General features: G+C 66.1%; 17 protein-coding genes and 1 riboswitch. Of the genes, 10 read left to right on the plus strand and 7 right to left on the minus strand.

Translation table 11 applies throughout. The features are described from left to right. Nucleotide 1: 1 nt before the first annotated feature. Entirely contained in the window at nt 2–3,943 is a 3,942-nt protein-coding gene (locus CH294_RS13265) for a Pls/PosA family non-ribosomal peptide synthetase (RefSeq protein ID WP_170944734.1), read from the minus strand. 196 nt (nt 3,944–4,139) lie between these two features. Further along, nucleotides 4,140–4,255, plus strand: a riboswitch (SAM riboswitch). Nucleotides 4,256–4,308: 53 nt separating this feature from the next. Between CH294_RS13265 and CH294_RS13270 the strand changes: the two genes are divergently transcribed. The 3 genes from CH294_RS13270 to CH294_RS13275 are packed head-to-tail and all read left to right on the plus strand — an operon-like array spanning nt 4,309 to nt 6,296. Continuing rightward, nucleotides 4,309–5,640, plus strand: coding sequence for an aminotransferase class V-fold PLP-dependent enzyme (locus tag CH294_RS13270; RefSeq protein ID WP_094738204.1), 1,332 nt, complete (start codon nt 4,309–4,311; stop codon nt 5,638–5,640). A gap of 9 nt (nt 5,641–5,649) precedes the next feature. Further along, complete coding sequence (locus tag CH294_RS28005; protein ID WP_254925613.1) at nt 5,650–5,778, plus strand: hypothetical protein; 129 nt, start codon at nt 5,650–5,652, stop codon at nt 5,776–5,778. Between the two features lie 17 nt (nt 5,779–5,795). Next, a complete protein-coding gene (locus tag CH294_RS13275; protein WP_094738205.1) occupies nt 5,796–6,296 on the plus strand; it encodes a hypothetical protein in 501 nt (166 codons plus the stop codon). Between the two features lie 8 nt (nt 6,297–6,304). Here CH294_RS13275 and CH294_RS13280 read toward each other — a convergent pair whose 3' ends face one another. Genes CH294_RS13280 through CH294_RS13290 form a run of 3 tightly spaced genes read right to left on the minus strand, consistent with a single transcriptional unit; the run spans nt 6,305 to nt 8,780 of the window. After that, entirely contained in the window at nt 6,305–6,778 is a 474-nt protein-coding gene (locus CH294_RS13280; protein WP_032403756.1) for a YbaK/EbsC family protein, read from the minus strand. A gap of 27 nt (nt 6,779–6,805) precedes the next feature. Continuing rightward, on the minus strand, nt 6,806–7,771 hold the full coding sequence (gene alc / locus CH294_RS13285; RefSeq protein WP_094738206.1) for an allantoicase: 966 nt from the start codon (nt 7,769–7,771) through the stop codon (nt 6,806–6,808). A 4-nt stretch (nt 7,772–7,775) separates the two neighbouring features. Continuing rightward, nucleotides 7,776–8,780 (minus strand): hypothetical protein, encoded by a 1,005-nt coding sequence (locus tag CH294_RS13290; protein ID WP_094738207.1) that lies wholly within the window; start codon nt 8,778–8,780, stop codon nt 7,776–7,778. Nucleotides 8,781–8,866: 86 nt separating this feature from the next. On the opposite strand from CH294_RS13290, the gene CH294_RS13295 reads away from it, so the two are divergent. Beyond that, nucleotides 8,867–9,511 (plus strand): TetR/AcrR family transcriptional regulator, encoded by a 645-nt coding sequence (locus CH294_RS13295; RefSeq protein WP_094738208.1) that lies wholly within the window; start codon nt 8,867–8,869, stop codon nt 9,509–9,511. Between the two features lie 28 nt (nt 9,512–9,539). After that, entirely contained in the window at nt 9,540–9,764 is a 225-nt protein-coding gene (locus CH294_RS13300; RefSeq protein WP_094738209.1) for a DUF6480 family protein, read from the plus strand. A gap of 6 nt (nt 9,765–9,770) precedes the next feature. On the opposite strand, the gene CH294_RS13305 is transcribed toward CH294_RS13300, so the two are convergent. After that, nucleotides 9,771–10,268, minus strand: coding sequence for a 2-oxo-4-hydroxy-4-carboxy-5-ureidoimidazoline decarboxylase (locus tag CH294_RS13305; protein ID WP_094609369.1), 498 nt, complete (start codon nt 10,266–10,268; stop codon nt 9,771–9,773). Between the two features lie 119 nt (nt 10,269–10,387). On the opposite strand from CH294_RS13305, the gene CH294_RS13310 reads away from it, so the two are divergent. The 3 genes from CH294_RS13310 to CH294_RS13320 all read left to right on the plus strand — a co-directional run bounded on the left by CH294_RS13310 (nt 10,388) and on the right by CH294_RS13320 (nt 12,884). Beyond that, a complete protein-coding gene (locus CH294_RS13310) occupies nt 10,388–11,215 on the plus strand; it encodes a crotonase/enoyl-CoA hydratase family protein (protein WP_032380121.1) in 828 nt (275 codons plus the stop codon). Between the two features lies 1 nt (nt 11,216). Further along, entirely contained in the window at nt 11,217–11,681 is a 465-nt protein-coding gene (locus CH294_RS13315) for a MarR family transcriptional regulator (RefSeq protein WP_032403760.1), read from the plus strand. Nucleotides 11,682–11,807: 126 nt separating this feature from the next. Next, the gene (locus CH294_RS13320) at nt 11,808–12,884 is read left to right on the plus strand and encodes a GGDEF domain-containing protein (RefSeq protein WP_249305265.1); all 1,077 of its coding nucleotides are present in this window, start codon (nt 11,808–11,810) and stop codon (nt 12,882–12,884) included. 38 nt (nt 12,885–12,922) lie between these two features. Here the strand turns inward: CH294_RS13320 and CH294_RS13325 are convergent, their stop codons facing one another. Together CH294_RS13325 and CH294_RS13330 are read right to left on the minus strand one after the other, a co-directional pair. Further along, nucleotides 12,923–13,381, minus strand: a complete 459-nt coding sequence (locus CH294_RS13325; protein ID WP_032380123.1) for a PAS domain-containing protein — start codon at nt 13,379–13,381, stop codon at nt 12,923–12,925. Between the two features lie 63 nt (nt 13,382–13,444). Continuing rightward, nucleotides 13,445–13,936, minus strand: a complete 492-nt coding sequence (locus CH294_RS13330; protein WP_032380124.1) for an inorganic diphosphatase — start codon at nt 13,934–13,936, stop codon at nt 13,445–13,447. Nucleotides 13,937–14,078: 142 nt separating this feature from the next. On the opposite strand from CH294_RS13330, the gene dacB reads away from it, so the two are divergent. Together dacB and CH294_RS13340 are read left to right on the plus strand one after the other, a co-directional pair. Beyond that, entirely contained in the window at nt 14,079–15,482 is a 1,404-nt protein-coding gene (gene dacB / locus CH294_RS13335; RefSeq protein WP_094738210.1) for a D-alanyl-D-alanine carboxypeptidase/D-alanyl-D-alanine-endopeptidase, read from the plus strand. Further along, nucleotides 15,473–16,564 carry a zinc-dependent metalloprotease gene (locus tag CH294_RS13340; RefSeq protein WP_170944709.1) on the plus strand — a complete coding sequence of 364 codons (1,092 nt, stop codon included), beginning with the start codon at nt 15,473–15,475 and terminating at the stop codon, nt 16,562–16,564. The genes dacB and CH294_RS13340 overlap by 10 nt, the downstream gene beginning before the upstream one ends.

The raw sequence follows: 16,564 nt of genomic DNA on the forward strand, positions 1-16,564 counted from the left end.
ATCACCCCTCGTTTCGGTCGTCGCGAATACGCGGAAAGGGATCACCCTTGGCCCACGGCGCGATCGGATTGCCTTGCCAACGAGTATGCGCGGGAACCGTATCGCCGCGCATCACCAGGGAGGCAGGCCCCACCGTCGCACCTTCACCTATACCCGAAGCGGGCAATGCGACACAGTGCGGTCCCAAAGTTGCGCCTGCGCCGAGATCGACAGTGTCCATGGACATGATCCGATCATGGAACAGGTGCGTCTGCACAACGCACCCTCGGTTGACCGTCGCACCGTCGGCCAACGTCACCAGATCGGCCTCCGGCAGCCAGTACGTCTCGCACCAGACACCGCGGCCGATGTCCGCGCCGAGCCACCGCAGCCACATGTTCAGCACGGCGGTGCCCTCGGCTGCGCGTGCGAACCACGGCGCGGCGACGGTCTCGACGAACGTGTCGGCCACCTCGTTGCGCCAGACGAACGAGCTCCACAGCGGGTGGTCGGTCTTGCCGATCCGGCCCACCCACAACCACTTCGCCAACGCCGACACTGCCGCAGCCACGAAACCGGCGACGAGCAGCACGACGCCACTGAGCAGCGCAGCCAACCAGTAGCCGACGGAGTCGGCGATGGCGGTGAGCCCGAACAGCACCCCGAGCCCGATGCCGAACGTCACGACGACGGGAATCAACCGGCATGTCTCGACGAGTGCACGGGCGATCTTCAACTTCCTGGGCGGATCGAACGTGCGCGACGAGTCCGCGCTACCGGCCGCCCGACGCAATCGCACCGGTGGGCTGCCGAGCCACGACGAGCCCGACTTCGCCTTGTCCGGCGTCGCCGACAGCACCGCGACCAAGCCGTTCTTCGGAACGGTTCGCCCTGGCCCGGTCATGCCGGAGTTACCGAGAAACGCCCGCTTGCCCACTTTGGCGTCGCCCAGATGCATCCAGCCGCCGCCGAGTTCGTAGCTGGCGACCATGGTGTCGTCGGCCAGGAAGGCACCGTCGGCGACGGTGGTGAACTTGGGGATCATCAGCACGGTCGACGCTTCGACGTCCTTGCCGATCTTCGCGCCGAGGAGTCGGAGCCAGTGCGGTGTCAGCAACGATGCGTAGAGCGGAAAGAGAAACGTGCGCGCCGAGTCCATCAACCGTTCGGTGGCCCAGACCTGCCAGCCGATACGGCTGCGCACCGGGTGGTATCCGCCGACGAGTCCGATGCTGAGCAACCGGACTGCGACAACGGTGATCAGTGCGAACACCGCCAGTGACACCAGAGTGGCGACGGGCAACATCACCAGTCCACGTTGGAAGGCGTCGAGCACGGAGTCGGCAGTGTGAATCCACCAGCCCATGAGCACCAGGCTGACACCGATGGAGAACAGTGCCATGCCCGAGAGGAACAGGGATGCGACGCCGTACGCGAACACCCAATGGGTCGCGCGCGGAGGTGTCTCGGCGGGCCACGGATGATCGGCCTTGCCGACCTTCTGCGCCGGCGAACCGGACCACATCTGCCCGGCCTTGACTCGTCCGACGACGGCAGAGCCGGCGGTGACGACCGCGTTCTTGCCGACCTTGGTTCCGGGCAGAAGTGTCGAGCGGGCACCGACAGTGGCACCGGCACCGATCTCGATGCCGCCGATGTAGACGAGATCGCCGTCGATCCAATGCCCTGACAGATCCACCTCGGGCTCGATGGAACATCCGTCGCCCAGCTCGAGCATGCCGGTGACCGGCGGCAGCGTATGCAGGTCGACGCCTTTGCCGATCTTCGAACCGAGAGCGCGCGCGTAATAGACCATCCACGGCGCCCCCGAAAGATTGGAGGCACCGCTGGCATCGGTCAATCGTGTTGCCGCCCAGAGTCTTATGTGCATGCTCCCGCCGCGCTTGTATGCACCGGGTTTCAACCCGGCCAACAGGACGCGAGATCCGATCACCGAAATCGCCATCCGCCCGACCGGCGTGATGAACAGGACGAATGCGAGCAGAATCCACCACCACGACAGCGTCGGAGCCCACGACACGTCGCCGAACCACGACATGACGTTGAACAGCAGCCCCAGCCAGGTGACCCACTGCAACCCGGTCAAGGTGGTCAACGGAACCGTCGCCAGAATCTGCGCCCACTGAGCGGTGCGCGACGTCGGGGGCACCTCACGTGGAACGGCCTCGACCACTGGCTTCAGGTCGTCGAGATACTGTGCGAGCGAACCCAATCGGGGATGGTCGTACAACTGCGCGACGGTGACCTCGGGGAACCGCTCACGCAACGCCGTCACCAGCTGCGCGGCCGAGAGCGATCCGCCGCCGTTGGCGAAGAAATCGGCGTTCTCGTCCGATACCTGAGCACCGAGGATGTTGGTCCACAGCTGCGCCACCCACCCTGCTGTGCCGCCGAGCGCCGACGCACCCGCCAATCCGGGCAGTGGCCACGGCAGAGCATTGCGGTCGACTTTGCCCGAGGTGCGCGTGGGCATCTCGTCGACCAACGCGAGGCGCGGTACGAGCGCCGACGGAAGCTGCTCGGCCAACAGTGTTCGGGCGGCCTCGAGATCGAAATCGGGGTCGGTGCTGGCGAGATAGCCGACCAGAACCGAGTTTCCCGCACCGGTCTTGCGCACGGCCGCAGCAGCACCGCTGACGCCCGGAAGTGCTTGCAGCGCATTGTCTATCTCGCCGAGTTCGATGCGTCGACCACCGAGCTTGATCTGATCGTCGGCGCGGCCCTGAAAGAGCAGGCCCTCGAGCTCGAGCTTGACCAGATCGCCGCTCCGATACGCCCGCTCCCATCCGAGTGAGGGCATGGGCGCGTACTTCTCGGCGTCCTTGGCCGGATCGAGATACCGCGCCAGTCCGACGCCGCCGATGACGAGTTCTCCGATGTCACCGACCTGTACCGGAGCGCCCGACGCGTCTACCACGGCCAGGTCCCACCCGTCGAGGGGCAGACCAATGCGGACGGGACCCTTCCCGTCCATGATGGCCGCGCACGCGACGACCGTTGCTTCGGTGGGGCCGTAGGTGTTCCAGACCTCGCGGCCCTCGACGGCGAGTCGTTCGGCCAGCTCCGGGGGGCATGCTTCACCGCCGAAAATGAGCAGCCGTACCGCCTCCAGTGCGACCGCGGGCCACAGCGACGCGAGGGTCGGCACCGTCGAGACGACACTGATGTCGCGGGAGACGAGCCACGGACCGAGATCGAAACCGGATCGCACCAGCGAACGCGGCGCGGGCACAAGGCAGGCACCGTGTCGCCACGCCAGCCACATCTCTTCGCACGACGCGTCGAACGCCACCGACAGGCCGGCGAGCACGCGGTCGCCGGGGCCCAGCGGATCCTTCTGCAGAAACATGCGCGCCTCGGCGTCGACGAACGCCGCCGCGTTGCGATGACTGACCGCAACGCCCTTGGGTGTGCCGGTGGAACCCGAGGTGAAGATGACCCATGCATCGTCCTCGGGAGTGGGTGGCACAGCATTGTGTTCGGGTTCGTCCTGAGGGATGTCCTGCTTGGGGGCGGTCCCGGCCGCGATACCGCCTGCGGTGACGATGGCCGTCACCTTGGCCTCCCCGAAGACCAGCTCGGCGCGCTCTTCGGGGTCGTCCGCGTCGACCGGAACGTAGGCAGCACCGGCCGCGAGGATGGACAGAATGGCCACGTAGAGCGAAAAAGAACCCGACGGCATGCGGATGCCGACGCGATCGCCGCGCCGGACGCCGGCATCGGCGAGCCACTTGGCACCCTCGGCGATGTCGTCCAACAATTCGGAGTAGCTGACCGACACGGCACCGTCGTCGATGGCGGGGGCGTCGGGAAAACGATGGGCGGTGTCGCGGAGAACGTCGATGAGCGTCCGGGCGGGAGGAGCGAGAGACGAGCGAAGAAACGCCGCCGGTGCAGGCGCGATGTCCGCGCTCGAACCCGGCAGATCGTTCTCTTGATGCACAGACAACCGGGCGTCCTTATCGATTCGTTGGCAAGTGACTCTGTGGTGCTGGTGAGCAGCAGCGCCGTTGGTTATCTCACGTTCTGTTTGCCAGCAGGTGAACGAGCGCGCGTTCCCACCGCGGAAATCCTACTGCTGCACACGTGTGAGTCCCGGGTTGACAAAACCGCAGCGGGTTTGCAAAGGTTTTGTCCACGGTCACGAGTACCAGCATCAAGCCCCGGCTCGCTGGTCGGCAACCCTCCTCCGCGGTGGGGTGCTCCGGGTGACGACCAGGCTGTTGCCGGAAAACCGGCGCGGCAAGCGCGGACTCGTTCACGAACTCTTCGGTTGCGGGTCCCTCGAACGTGAGGGCTTGATCTGTCATGACATCTGTACTTTCCCGCCCCTGTGCTCCTTTTGCCCCTGTTTCGGGCACGGATCTGCAGGTACCCCTGGTGCAGGGTGGCACGTGCACCTACGCCAACTTCGACTACGCGGCCAGCGCGCCGGCCCTGGCGGCAGTGACCGATCGGATCGCGGAACTGCTGCCGTTCTACTCGAGCGTGCATCGAGGTGCCGGCTACGCCTCGCGCGTCTCGACGGCTGCCTACGAGAAGGCTCGGGTGACCGTTGCCGATTTTGTTGGTGCGCAGAAGGATTCGGTGGTGGTGTTCACGCGGAACACCACCGACTCGCTCAATCTGCTGGCCGCGTGTGTGCCGGGCGACACCGTGGTGCTCGATATCGAGCACCACGCGAACCTGCTGCCGTGGCGTGATCGCCGCGTGGTGGTGGCCGCGTCGACACTGGCCGAGACCATCGACCGACTCGACGCCGAGCTGGCCGTGAAACCTGCTGCACTGCTGGCGATCACGGGTGCGTCGAACGTCACCGGCGAGGTTCTTCCCATTGCGGAACTCGCAGCTCTGGCACATCGGCACGGCGCGCGGATCGCGGTGGACGGTGCTCAGCTGGTTCCGCATCGCCGCATCGACATCGCTGCCCTCGGCGTGGACTACCTCGCCTTCTCCGGGCACAAGCTGTACGCGCCGTTCGGTGCGGGAGTGCTTGTGGGCGCACGTGATTGGCTCGACGCCGGTGAGCCGCACCTGGCCGGTGGCGGCGCGGTACGCAGCGTGAGCATCGACCACACGGAGTGGGCCCCAGCACCTCAGCGGCACGAGGCAGGCACTCCCAACGTGCTCGGAGTTGCCGCACTGGCTGCAGCCTGTGAGGCCATCGCGGGATTCGACGACGCCGAGCTGCAGGCACACGAGCACGAATTGTCGTCCCGACTGCGGGCCGGCCTGGCTGCTCTGGACGGTGTCGAATTACTGCAGGTGTGGGCCGACGCGCCCGACACCGTCGGCATCGTCACCTTCACGGTGGCCGGACGCGACCCGGGTGAGGTGGCCGCGTACCTCTCGGCCGAGCACGGCATCGGAGTGCGGGACGGAAAGTTCTGCGCGCATCCACTGCTCCGCCGACTGGGCCATGCAGACGGCGCGGTTCGAGCCAGCATCGGCCTCGGCAGCTCGTCGGCCGATGTGGATCGACTCGTCGACGCACTCGCCGCCCTGGTCGAGTCGGGACCGAACTGGCACTACGCGGAGGACGCCGGCTGGTGGAACCCCGTACCCGACCCGCGACCGTTCCCAGACCTCGCCGATGGGGCGGCCGGGGTTGGATCCCCGTGCACCCCCTCGGACGGTTAGCATGGCGTCATGACCGTGAGTGTCGCGTGGCTGGGCAACCGCCACTGGTGCAACAGATACGTGGATCTGTGCCGCACTGCGTCCGGCTCGTGTTCGATTTCGGCTCCGCTCCGACCGAATGCGTTCTCCGACTTCTAGAATCAGGACCACCACTCATGTCGCACAACCACACTCGCGTCGCCGTCGAATTCGATGCGATCTGGTCCGAACTGACCGTGGCTCCGGATGCGGACATCGTCCGAATCCAGGCCTCCGACCTGCGGGAAGCGCAGCAGCAACGCGCGCGGCTACGCGCAGAAGCCGTCGAGCGCGGCGAGTCGGCCGACAGCACGGCCGTGTTCCTCGACCTCGAGATCCACATCGCGGCCGAGGCTCGGACGGCTCGTCGCGAGTTCGCCGGACTGGACGCGCCGATCAGCCCGTCGTCCATCCGCTACGTCGGCACACCGTCGGGATTGGCCAGTCTGATCTCCGACGTCACCGCGGCCGACGTCGCCGACGGGGTGACGTTGACAGTGCTCGGCGATGTGGCTCGCCAGGCGGTTCTGGTCAACAACGCAGTACTGCCGCTGCTCGAATCCCGCGGGACCAGACTCGACATCGACGTCGTCGACACGGTCCTCGGCGCACCGATCGCCCCGACGCTCGCATCCTGACCAGACGGTCAGGTGACGTCGATCGCCAAGCCCGCGGTGATCCGCAACAACTCGGTGTACGTCGACCGAAAAATCGTGTTGGTGTGGCCTGCCGCGGCCCACACCTCGGCGTGACCGGCCAGATCCTGGTCGACGAAGGTGTCCAGGTTCGTGGGGTGGCCGACCGGTGCGATACCACCGATCGGCTGCCCGGTCGCGTGTTTGGCCGTGTCGAGATCCGCCCGTGCCAACCTGCCACCGAGACGCTCACCCGTGTGCTCGAGATGGACATTGTGCGCTCCGGACACGAGCAACAGCACCGGCTCGTCGTCGAGTAGAAACACCATCGACTTCACGATCGCACCCACCTCGACACCCAGTGCCGCAGCGGCATCGGCGGCAGTGTGGGTGCCCTCCGGACTGTTCACCACCACTCCGTGATGACCACGTGAAATCAGAGTGTCGGCCACGTGGGCTGCATTCGGATGAAGTAGCCGGGACATGACCCAACCCTATTGCCCCGTGACCGTTTACGCAGATGCGTCCAGATCACCGAACAGTCTCAATCGCGCCATGCCGCCGTCGGGGAAGATGTCCATCCGAACCTCGGAGACCGGAGTCTCGTGGTCGAGTACGAAGCGATGCCGGGTGTCGGGTTGCAGCGTCGTTCGCGGCAACAGCTCGATCCATTCGCCGTCACCGAGCCGGCCGCGCAACGATGCGGCACCCGGCGCATTGCCGAGGAAGCACGTGGTGTCGAGCTCGGCGAGGCGGACGAGTCCGGTGCCCGCCAGCTGCACCTGGACCCAGTCGTTCGCGTCGTTGCGTCGACGTGAGGTCTCCCAGCCCTCACCCATCGACCGCGGGGGACCGGGGAAGAGGAGGTTGTTGGGGGAGCTGTAGAACATGTTGGAACACGCCGAGACGTAGGCACCGTTCTCGAGTGCGGCCAGGTCGACCGGCCCGGCCGCGAGGAACTTGGGGTCGGGCTTGCCGCGGCCGAGGACTCGCAGGCGAGCAACTCCGCCGTCGGGATAGATCGACAGCTTCACGTGCGTCCACCGAGCGTCGGAGGCGACCTGGAATCTGTTCTCGCTGTCACCGTTGACCGGACTACGGGCGACGATGGTGGTCCACTCGGTCTGCGTGCGTAGCTCGTCCGGGGAGGCAAACCCCTCGACCTCGGCGGCCTCGATCGAGATCTCCGGCGGATAGTTGCCCGTGAACCACGAGGTGTCGACGACGATCGCCGATACGACGCCGGGTGCCCCGAGACGCACGATGGCCTCGTCGTATCCGGCCTCGCGGCGCCGACGCGTCTCCCAACCGTCGTAGATCTGACCCTTGTGTCCGAACGTCGCCGTCGAATAGTCGGCTTGGCCCGGACTGACGAGATTCTCCTTCTCCGCGAACGTCTCGTCGTTCGCCCACACCACTGCGCCTCCGAGAGTGCGGACGGCGAGATCTGGCAGTGGCAGGGGGAAGGTGGCAGTCATGGGATCACACTTTACTGGTCTCGGGTGAGCTCACCGGGTTGTGTGCCCGCCGACGCCGCAGTGCCGCGGTACCAAGGAGTGCCGTACCGGCCAGGATGTAGAGCGCGAGTCCGAGTGCCGGCTGCCCCAGCCCGGTGCCGGAGAAGTACACGATGCTGCGCACGCCCTCGGTGCCGATGCCCGGGGTGATCCAGCGCCCGATCGAGGCGTAGAGCGACGGCAGCACATCGGCTCCGAAAGCTCCTCCTGCGCTCGGGTTTCCGAGGATCACGAACAGCACGATCGCGGCAGGCACCGCAGCGACGCCGATCAGTGCGCGCAGGCCCATGGTGACCAGTCCGGTGGCGAAGACCACGCCGGTACCCAGCAGGGTGAGTGGGAACCAGTGGCCGGCAAAGGTTTCCAGAACGTGGGTGGTGAGGAAAGCTCCGAACGCTCCGGATGCGAGGGAGTACACCGCGAGAATGCCGACGTGCACGCAGGTTTCGCGGCGCGAGGACGGTGCCCCGATCAGCAATCCGAATGCCGCGGCCAGCAGATAGCCGCCGACGACCCAGCCGACCGAGAGGTAGAAACCGGACAACCCTCGGTTGTCGTGGACCCCGACCGGGATCTCGTCGCGAACCACGAACTGACGGCCCTGCGCGGCGTCCACTTCGGTGAAGATCGATTGCAACGCGGTGGCCTCGGAACTGCCTGCCGCACTGGCAGTGATGAGCGTGTCCGTTCCGTTCGCGCCGACGACATAGGCCCCGATGATGTCGCGGTCGCGGAGCAGCGAGCGAACCTCGGCGGTGTCGACCGCGGTGCGTGCGTCGAGCGGCGCACCGTCGATGGCGTCCAGACGATCGGCGGTCTGCTGATCGAGTCCTTCCGGGAGGCCGGCTTCGGTCACCACCGCGATCGGGATCGCGTGCGGCGTCGGCTGATGGAACGCCGAGACGTAGCTGAGGATGAAGCCGAGCTGTAGCACCAGGACTGCGGCGGCGAGCAAAGACATCTTGCGCATGGGTGAACTCCTGAACGGTGTGAAATCTGCGGGGTCGATTCCCGTGAGTCTTGTCGATACCCGAGGTATTCAATACTCTAGGTATCGTGATTGCCGAGGAGCAAGAAAAGTGGGGGTCGACACAGTCGCAGCGACGACCGCAGCGTGCCGACGTACGAGACCGATTGCTCGCCGCCGCTGCCGACGAGTTCACCGAACGTGGTTATGCCGCAGCCAAACTCGTTGACATTGCGGACCGCGCCGGCTTCACCAAGGGGGCCGTGTATTCGAACTTCGAGTCCAAGCAGGCGTTGTTCGCCGAGTTGCTCGCCAAACGCTCACTCGACCTCGCGGCCCGCGTGCTGGCCCACATCTCCGATCTGGACTCCGGTGCCGCAGCAGGAGCAGGCGGCAACGAGATCGCCTCGTGGGTGGTCGCCGAACCCCGCTGGCCGCTGCTCACCGTCGAGTTCGGCATCCTGGCCGGACGCGACCCGGCCGTCGCCGAGCGTTACCGCACCGACCGTCGCGCGCTGCGGCGTGAGCTCGAACGTCTCATCGCCGAACGCGCGGACCAGTGGGGCGTCGGCGACAAGTTCGATGCCCGACGCGTCGCGACGTCACTGACGGCCTTGATCTCCGGATTGGCCGTCGAACATTCGGTGGATCCGGAGGACATCGACGAGGGAATCATCGCCGACGCGGTGTCCGAATTGTTCGCCGGAGCGATAGCTAGGGCACATCTCGATTGAGGGCGACCGCACCGGGTAACCACGCAAGATGAATGCTCAGAATCCGGATCCGGACGTCACAGCAGGACTCGAAGCGGGTGGCGGCGTCACCCCAGGAGACACCCCGCCCGCCGAGGCAGGTATCGGCGGACCCAACCACGAACCGCCGCAGCGCAGCCGAGTGATGCCGATTGTGATCATCTGCGTGGTCGCATTGTTGGCCATTTTGATCGCCGGTGGATTGATCGGTCGCGTCGTCGGCCTGTTCGGCTGATCTCGCTCAGAACAGGGGCCAACCACCCTCGGGGCCGAGAAGTCGGTTCAGTCGGATGTGGTTGATTTCCGCGAGCTCGTTGCGCATGATCTTGCGCTCGGTGCGGTCGTCGTTGTCGAGTCGGTGTCCCAGATCCACCAGGATCTCGCGTGGCTCGAACCCCTCGGGTCCGAACATCACACTGGCCACGTACGGAAATCCGAATCGCTCGCCGTAGGCGCGAGCGGCGGTTCCCAGCGCTCCTCGCGTATCTGTATCCATGGCGGCGCACACTTTGCCGGGCTCCGGAAGATTAGCGGCGAGCGAATCGACGTCCTGGTCCGACAACTCGGCCAGTTCGGCATCGGCTGCGGAGAACAGGTCGGCGCGGGAGCGATAGCTGCGGCCGTCGGCCACCCGTGAAGCCCACGCCACCGAGCAGCAGCACTCGTACAGTGCGTGCACCGCTTTGCGACGCGGCAGGTCGTTGAACGTTTCAAGTCCCAATCCCTGGTGCATCAGCATGTGTCGATAGTGGGCCGACTGCGCCGGATGTACCAGAGCTGAGCAGGGACTTAGCGCAGACGTTACGCGCCGTAACATGCGGTGCGGCAATCTCGGGCGATCCCGCTAGGCTCGCACGCATGACGGAACGTACCTGGAAAGCCTTCTCGGTCGAGATCGCGGACCACATCGCGCAAGTGACACTTCTCGGGCCCGGCAAGGGCAACGCAATGGGCCCCGACTTCTGGAGCGAGAGCACCGAGCTGTTCGCGCAGCTCGACGCCGATCCCGAGGTTCGGGCAGTAGTGCTCGCCGGCTCCGGCAAGAACTTCACCTATGGACTGGATCTGGCCGCGATGGCAGGTACGTTCGGTCCTCTCATGGCAGACAAGGCGCTGGCCGGTCCTCGAACGTCCTTCCACGACACCATAAAGACGATGCAGAAGGCGATCAACGCCGTCGCGGACTGCCGCAAGCCCGTCGTTGCAGCGATCCAAGGCTGGTGCATCGGCGGTGGCGTCGACCTCATCACCGCCGCCGACGTGCGATACGCCAGCGCCGACGCGAAGTTCAGCGTGCGCGAGGTGCGGGTCGCGATCGTCGCCGACATGGGTTCTCTGGCCCGGCTCCCCGCGATCATCGGCGACGGCCACCTGCGTGAGCTCGCGTTGACCGGCAAGGACATCGACGCGGCCCGCGCCGAGAAGATCGGCCTGGTCAACGACGTGTTCGAGGACCACGATGCCACCCTCGCCGCCGCCCGTGAGTGCGCGGCCGCCATCGCCGCCAATCCGCCACTGGTGGTGCAGGGCATCAAGACCGTACTGGACCACTCCCGGTCCTCCAGCGTCGACGACTCGCTGCGGTACGTGGCGGCCTGGAACGCCGCCTTCCTCGCCTCGCACGATCTCACCGAGGCGATCACCTCCGTGTTCGAGAAGCGGCCGGCTCAGTTCACCGGTAGCTGACGTGGTCGAGTTCGCCGAGGAGTTGGGCACCCAGCTGGTTCGATTGCAGCGTCTACGCGAGCGCAACATCGCGCAGATCTCGTCGTCGGGTGGCGTCGAGGGTGCCGCCTACGTCTGTCTGTTCCGGCTCTTGCGTGACGGGCCCATGAGGTCCAGTGAGCTTGCCGCCATGGTGAATTCGGATCCGTCGACGGTGAGCAGGCAGGTGGCTCAGCTCGTCGAACTGGGACACGTCGAGCGGCTGCCCGACGAACGGGACGGTCGGGCCTTCGTCCTCGCGGTGACGCAGTCGGGCCAGGAAGTTGCCGCGGCGATTCAGCAACGCCGAACCGAGGCGCTCGGGCGAGTCATCGAGAAATGGGACAGGGACGACAGATCGGCGCTGGTCGGGCTGTTGGACCGATTCTTGACCGATTACGAAACCGTCAGGCCGGACCTACCCGATCAGCGCACGGGTAACGTCTGAGCCGCGAGGAACCTGAACAACGTCGGATCGCGAGTTCGTCCCGTGCTCGTGATCCCAGCGACGATCGGGACGCAGGCGATGCCTTACCCGGACGCTCGAACTGCCCGAACGGACGGAGGGAATGTGGTGCCAACCGATCACGACAGACCTCCCCGGTCCTCCGACCGGGGACCAGGATCGGGTTCGGTTCGGCTCGAACGCCGCGTTGCGAGAGGAATCGCATTTCTCGTTCCGTCCTTCGGGTTGATCGGCTCGATCATCATGCTGTCCGCCGACGGCCCGGTCGGCGCGACGGCCGTCGTGATCTGCATGATCGTGCTGCTCTCGACCGTGCCGGTGGGAGCGTGGTGGTGGCTGCGCTCGGTCGATGCGTCGCACATGCCCGGGTGGTTCGTGATCTACGCCGACGTGGGCGTCGCGGTCATGCTGCTCACCTTTGCCGACCGGAGCTTGGCTTTGTACGGTGCAGCCCTGTTCTCGGTGATCGGCACCTACATCGCCTACTTCTCCCGGCGCAACGTCCTCAAATTTCATACCGCATTCGTCAACGCCGTGATTCTTCTGCTCGCCGTGCTGGCCGTCGTCGAGCAGCCGGGCGATCCCGCGTCGATCGTCGCGCGGGCACTGGTGACGGTGTTGGTGGTCAACTCGGTGCTGGCGTTCAGAGCCGTCATTCAGCGCCAGCTCGACCTCGCCAATACCGACTCTCTGACGGGCCTGCTCAACAGGCGAGGCCTGGAACTTCGGCTGGACCGAATGATGGCCCGTTTGACCGAGGAGCAGTCGGCGGCGCTGATGGTGGTCGATCTCGATCAGTTCAAGCTGGTCAACGACACCTACGGTCACGCCGTGGGCGACCGAGTTCTACGCCGAACGGCCCGGCGCCTCACCGCCGCGACGGGTGGACGGCCCTGCGTGGCGCGCACCGGGGGCGAGGAGTTCACGATCGCGGTACCGGTCTGCGGCGACTCGGCCGACCACCTCGCAGACGATATTCGCGAGGCGGTGCACGATGCGAGTGACGACGTGCCGGTCACGGTCAGCATCGGTGTCGCCGTACTCGATGCCGATCGGTGGCGAGCGGCCGTGTCCTCGTACGCCGCAGCCGAGCTGGTGCGCAACGTGCTGCTCGATGCCGACACGGCAATGTACGAGTCCAAGCACGCGGGTGGAAACAGAACGACGGTGTATGCCGGCGATTGATCAGCCGACACACACCGTCATTCGTTCGGGGAGAACGATCAGCGCAAGGCGCTCTTGGGGTCGTTCCACAACTGGTCCGTGAAGTCCTCGAGCGCGACGAGAACGATGGTGTCCTCGGTGCGGCGCAGGATCGACTTGCTGGCGCGTACCTGAACGACGTCACCGGTCTTGTCGGTCATCCGCCACAGCGAATCCGCGCGGGTGGCCACCGTCGTCAGGAACATGTCGGCGACGTTGACCCCCTCCGGTGCCCGGTCGGGAAAGATGTCGTGCAGGTGGAAGTCCACGCGTTCGGTGCGGTCGAGACCGAACAGATCGTCGAAGGCCTCGTTTGCGAACACGATCGCACCGCTGGGATCGACAGCGAGGATCGGCACCGGAATTCGGTCGAGAACGACCGTCACCGGCAGATCGGGGAACTGCGTCGGATCCGAGATCGCCCGCGAGTCGAGATTGCGCCGATCACCGGCGGCGCCGTTGGAACTGCTGTCGGTCATAGGTCTCCCCAAACTGTGTTTCGTCGGCGCGCGGCCGAGACGAAGTGTGTAGTGCCGAAACGATCAGTGACCCGGATTGTCCGTCAAGCGCTTGAACGATGCGGCGATTTCGGCCTCGGCCTCTGCGCGCCCCACCCAGTCTGCCCCGGTGACGTGCTTGTTGGGTTCGAGATCCTTGTAATGAACGAAGAAATGCTTGATCGCGTCGAGTTCGAACGTCGATACGTCGCTCAGATCCTGGATGTGATCCCAGCGGGTGTCACCTGCAGGCACGCACAACACCTTGTCGTCGCCGCCCGCTTCGTCGACCATCTTGAACATCGCGACAGGTCGCGCCTCGACGATGACACCCGGGTAGACCGACTCGGGCAGCAGCACCAGTGCGTCCAGCGGATCGCCGTCCTCGCCGAGCGTGTTCTCGATGAAACCGTAATCGGCTGGATACGCCATCGCGGTGTAGAGGTAGCGGTCGAGGCGTACACGTCCGGTGACGTGGTCGACCTCGTACTTGTTGCGCTGCCCCTTGGGGATCTCGATGGTGACGTCGAACGGCACGTGCAGTCCTTACTGTCTTCGTCGAGCCGCAGGGGCCCGAGCGGTTGCGAATGTCTCGATGGTGGCGGCGCAAGGCTACCGGACCCGAGGATACTGTTGACTGGACGATCATGGGTACGACCACGGCAATGACGGAGGAACGGTGGCGGGGCTGACACGGCGGTTCCTCGGTCCCACAGCGGGCCGGCGGCGCAGGAAGAAGCGGTTGATCCTGACGCTGTGCGCTGTGTTCGTGGTGATCCTCGCCGTGACCACCGCGGCGCTCGTGCTCCCGTCGGTGTCCGACGGCGCGGAGACCGCGATCGCGCCGCCGCCCGACACCGTGCTGCCGAACCCGAAGATCACTGCGTTTCCCGAGTCCGCCCCGTCGCCCAGCTCGGCGGGACTGGCCGGCGCACTGGCCGGTGTGGTGGACGATTCCGATCTCGGCACCTTCACCGGGACCGTCGCCGACGCACGGACCGGCCAGGTTCTGTGGTCCCGGAACCCCGATGCACCGATGACTCCGGCCTCGACGACCAAGGTGCTCACCGCAGCCGCGGCGATGCTCGCGCTCCCCGCCGACCACCGCGTCACCACTCGCGTCGTCCAGGGCAGCAGCGAAGGAAACATCGTGCTGATCGCGGGCGGAGACCCCACGCTCACCGCACTGCCGGTCGGCACCGTCGGGTTCTATCCAGGTGCGGCCCGCATCGACGATCTCGTGGAGCAGATCCGCCGCAGCGGAACGACGGTACGCAGCATCAGCGTCGACACCTCGATCTACTCCGGCGACACCATGGCGCAGGGCTGGTTTCCAGCCGACATCGCCGCCGGTTCCATCACCCCGATCGAACCGATCATGCTCGACGGCGGAAGGTCCGATCCGCTCGTCGACGAGTCACCCCGCAGCACCACTCCGGCGCTCGACGTGGGCCGCGCACTGGCGGCAGGACTGGGCGTCGATCCGGCGGCGGTGACGACGGGTACGGCCGCCGAGGGCGCCGACCAGCTGGCGTCGGTGCAGTCCGCCCCATTGCGAAACCGCTTGCAGCAGATGATCTATCGCTCCGACAACGTCCTCGCCGAGGCGGTCGGCCGCGAACTGTCGATCGACATGAACACGGCAGCAAGCTTTTCCGGCGCGGTGGCGGCCATCGGACAGACTCTCTACACGGCAGGTTTCGACATGGCCGGGTTGGCCCTGGAGGATGCCAGTGGGCTGTCGGTGGACGGCAAGATCCCGGCCCGACTGCTCGATCAGGTGCTGACCTCGGCCGCCGGAACCGAACAGCCGACATTGCGTCCGATGCTCGACTACCTGCCCGTCGCCGGGGCCACCGGAACGCTGTCGGATCGGTATGCCTCGGGGGATCGAACCGGAGCGGGTTGGGTGCGGGCCAAAACCGGAACCCTCTCCAATGCAAGCGCTCTCGCGGGATACGTCGTCGATGTCGACGGCCGTGTGCTGACCTTCGCGCTGATGTCGAACGACCGGCCACCCGAGGTCAGTCGCCCCGCCCTCGATGCCGTGGCATCGACCTTGAGATTGTGTGGATGCCAGTGAAGTCAGCATCAGCGGCAAGTGCCGACGAGAACGAGAGCACGTCCGGGTTCGCCGGTGCGGTCGATTGGTCGGTAGCCGCCAAGGCCGGGGCAAAGCTGGCCCGGCCGGGTCCGGCCACCTCGCGCTACACCGCCGATGCGGCCGTGGAAGAGCTTGCCGCCGCGTCGATTCGAGCCGAGGGACCGGTTCGCGAGACCACCGGTCTGGCCGACGGACTCCCGGTGCCCGACGCCCAGGTGGTCGATCGAGCAGGCTGGATCGCCGCGGCCGCGTCGTCGATGAAGCACCTCACCGGGGACGACGACGACACGCCACCGTCGGGGCTCCTCGGCGGAAAACCCGCAGGACTTCAGGCGGGCGCGATGCTGGCGTTTCTCTCCAGTGCCATTCTGGGACAATACGATCCGTTCACCGGGGAGAACGGAACTCTGCTGCTGGTCGCACCGAACGTGATTGCCGTCGAACGCGCACTGCGCGTCTCGCCCAGCGACTTTCGCCTGTGGGTGTGCCTGCACGAAGTGACGCACCGAGTGCAGTTCTCCTCCGCGCCGTGGCTCGGCGGCTACATGCGCGAGAACGTGGGGGTGCTCTCCGACGGCACCGACGAGCCACTGTCGGACGTCGCCAATCGGTTGACCGGTGCGTTGAAGGCCCGCAAGAATCCGAGCGGAACGTCAAAATCGGAGGACGCGGGCATCGTCGGCCTGCTGCGCGCCACCCAACCCCAGCCGCAGCGCGACGCCATCGATCGGCTCCTGGTGCTCGGTACTCTGCTCGAAGGCCACGCCGACCACGTGATGGACGCCGTCGGGCCGGCCGTCGTGCCGACCGTGACGCAGATTCGCGGTGCATTCGACCAACGGCGACGACGCAAGGTCAACCCGCTCCAACGCGTCGTCCGGGCATTGCTGGGGATGGACGTGAAGATGGCGCAGTACGTCCGCGGCAAGGCATTCGTCGATCACGTCGTCGCCGCGGTGGGGATGGAGCGCTTCAACACCGTGTGGACGGGTCCCGACACGCTGCCGCTGCTGTCGGAGATCGAGAACCCGGACGCGTGGATCGCGCGAGTTCTGGGCTAG

Origin of the sequence: Rhodococcus sp. 14-2483-1-1 (assembly GCF_002259335.1) — a bacterium.
Classification (GTDB): Bacteria; Actinomycetota; Actinomycetes; order Mycobacteriales; family Mycobacteriaceae; genus Rhodococcoides.